Here is a 605-nt window from a genome sequence, read left to right as displayed (position 1 = left end):
CTCAACGGTCGTATTGACGCCGAGCCGCGCTGCCGCCCGCGCGCCCTCGACCGCGTCGGCGGTGACGACGAACATCTTGCTCGGGATGCAGCCTCGGTTGAGACATGTGCCGCCGAAGCGGTCCGGTTCCACGATAGCGGTGCGCAGATGAGCGAACTCGTCGTTGAGCAGCATGTTGCCGCTGCCCGTCCCCAGAATCACAAGATCGTAATGCCGCATGCCCGTCCACCTTCCGCCGGCGAAAAATTTTGGCCTTGCGGGCATGGCCTTCCCGGGAGACCGCGAGTCCGTTCCATTCTGATTCTGACCTCGCGGCCCTTTCCGTGCACTTCCCGACGGCTCATCGTGTCGCCGTGTCCTGTCGGCGGCCGGAATGACCGAGCCCTGTGAGCGCGGCCGGGAGCGCGCTGCGGCACGGCGACGCCGCCCTTGTCCGGCGAGCCAGAGGTCTCGCAGGCGTTCGGACGCTGCTCCCCCGCTGTGCCGGCCCTTCGCGTAGTCCGTGATGGCCGGCAGCCACGAGGCGTCGACGGGCAGAGCTGCTGCCCGAGGACATGCGTTCTCCGGAAATGACGATGGCACCCTTCCGGGGCGGAGGGGTGCTG

Annotated in this window: 1 pseudogene; it reads right to left on the bottom strand. The window is 67.8% G+C overall.

Annotation, left to right across the window (positions count from 1 at the left end):
- Window positions 1-219, bottom strand: a pseudogene (locus AC1DUE_RS20060) (mycothione reductase); the annotation flags it as partial.
- Window positions 220-605 lie beyond the last annotated feature (386 nt).

It is taken from the genome of Cellulomonas sp. P4_A2 (assembly GCF_056402515.1).
Note: the sequence above shows the minus strand (reverse complement) of the source record. Positions and strands in the feature narration are given on the sequence as shown.